Consider the following 2,285-nt stretch of genomic DNA (forward strand, 5'->3'; position numbering starts at 1 on the left):
AACATATCAGCCTCAGAAATTCGGATCATATCTCCCGGTGTCGGGTCATACATATGACTCTCCATTCCCGGCAGCAGAACCAGACTCACATCCGCATGATCGCCGCCGATCTGTCTGGCAAAATCATACTGAGGAAACAAGGTTGTCACCACCTGCAGTCTGCCGTCAGACGCTTTATCAGCGGATGCCACCTGATGCCCGCAGCCTGCCAGCACCCACACAGCAAGCAAAAGCACCGGCAGTAATCTTATTCTATTCTTTATCATATCATTACACTCTCTTTCCTTAATGGAACCAAGTTTCATTAAGGAATGATACAATGATATTTCTGAAATGTCAACTACTAATTTGAAAAATACATTGGCCGCTCCGTCGGTTCTTCTGTCTGCCGCCGGATCAAACTACCGGAAAATCTCCCGCAGAACCTTTCCCTTTGCCCCCGGAAGCTCCAGTCCCATGATCTCGGCCATGGTCGGGCCCTCATCCATCAGAGACATCTCTTCAATCTCCACTCCCGGCATAATATCCGGTCCAACAGCCATGAAAACAGTCTGATAGTCTTTCCTTCCCGGGTGAAAACCGTGGGTTGCCCGCTGCACCTCAGGAATCTCTCCCATATCCAGCTCATTCTGAAAATAAAATCCGCGCCGTGCTTCCAACATAAAAGTACATTCCGGGTCTGCCCCCAGCTCCTTCGCCTTCTTCGATGAATAAATGGCCGCAATGCCATTATCCGGATCATTCTTCATGGCACACAGCCAATCATAGATTTCATTCTTGATCCGAATCTGCTCAGACTTCTCCAGTCCGTTCTTCCTGATATAAATATAGGCTGAACCATCACAATTCTGACAGTAAGCCTTCCAGTCCGTAATCCTCCCATGCTGTACCCTGATATATCCCTGCTCACGCAAAAATCGGTTGATCAATATAATATTCTGAACATCCAGCTGACTGTGATCACCGAGAAGCACTACCGTTGTATCCCGCTTCACGGACATTCCGCACCTGTGCAGCAAATGCATCAGTTCTCCGACTCTCCGGTCATGTCGCTCTATCGCCGCATGGGCTTCCTTCGAATGCACACCAAAATGATGCCGCTGTGTATCCAGATCTGTCAGATGTACAAACATCATATCCGGTCTGTAAGTCCTGATCGTATAATTCATGGAAGCCTGCACAAAATTGTCCAGGGCCGGCTGTCGAATACCGTCTCTGAGGCTGCCGAACTTCCGGTTCAGGGTCAACTGATACCCCAATGTGCCATTGGCCGCCGATGTCATGATCTGATTCGACCACCTGTGGTTGGCAAAAATCTCCGGAAGATTCCATGTAATATCAGACTTCGCCGTCACCGGCCATAAAAGGGCCGCCACCTGCATGCCCTTCTTCAATGCCTCATCATACAATGTCGTCCCCTGAATATACTTCCGCTGCCAGAACCAATCCGGCGATGAGCGTTCCGGCTGAATCAAAATATTGTTCACAATTCCGTGTTCTGCCGGCGGCCTGCCGGTCACGATCGTCGTATGGGCCGGATAGGTCAGTGACGGGTACACCGAACGGACTTGCCTGCAAAAAGCCGCATGGTCAATAAACTTCTTAAAGTTCGGCAGCTGCGAAAACATCTCAAAGTCCGTACTGCCCAAGGCATCCAGTGAAATAACGATCAATCGCTTACTCTTCATCCGATTCATCTCCTCTGATACGCCGCATATGTTCCTTCATCTCTTTCTCATAGCCCAGATCTCCCATGTGATAGAACTTCTGATCCTTAAAAGCATCCGGAAGGTACTGCTGTCTGACATAATGATTCGGATAGTCGTGGGCATACTTATAGCCAATGCCATGTCCAAGCTTCGCTGCCCCGCCGTAATGGGCATCCTGCAGATAAGGCGGTACCGGAGCTGCCTGGGTTGAACGCACCAGGGCCATCGCCTCATCGATCGCCATGATCGCTGCGTTGCTCTTCGGTGCACAGGCCACATAGGCTGCTGCCTGGGCCAATGTGATCCGGGCTTCAGGCATTCCCAGTCTTTCAACCGCCTGGGATGCGGCAACAGCCACCTGCAGTGCCTGAGGATCTGCATTGCCCACATCCTCTGATGCACAGATCATAATTCTTCTGGCAATAAAAGCCGGCTCCTCCCCCGCATACAGCATTCTTGCAAGGTAATAAATAGCGGCATCCGGGTCCGATCCCCGCATGCTCTTAATAAAAGCTGAGATCGTATCGTAATGATTGTCTCCGTTCTTGTCATAACGCATCACACGGCGCTGAATAC

The 2,285-nt window shown here is 50.3% G+C and carries 3 protein-coding genes; all 3 read right to left on the bottom strand.

Translation table 11 applies throughout. The annotated features are described in order from the left end of the window. Nucleotides 1–266, bottom strand: a 266-nt coding sequence (locus WMO25_RS17305) for a metal ABC transporter substrate-binding protein (RefSeq protein ID WP_349086428.1), incomplete at its 3' end; no start/stop codon positions are given. A 135-nt stretch (nt 267–401) separates the two neighbouring features. Continuing rightward, on the bottom strand, nt 402–1,688 hold the full coding sequence (locus WMO25_RS17310) for an alkaline phosphatase family protein (protein WP_015513654.1): 1,287 nt from the start codon (nt 1,686–1,688) through the stop codon (nt 402–404). Further along, a partial coding sequence (locus WMO25_RS17315) for an AAA family ATPase (protein WP_494337448.1) occupies nt 1,678–2,285 on the bottom strand: 608 nt, incomplete at its 5' end. The genes WMO25_RS17315 and WMO25_RS17310, both read right to left, overlap by 11 nt.

It is taken from the genome of Coprococcus intestinihominis (assembly GCF_040096555.1).
Taxonomy (GTDB): Bacteria; Bacillota; Clostridia; order Lachnospirales; family Lachnospiraceae; genus Coprococcus_A; species Coprococcus_A intestinihominis.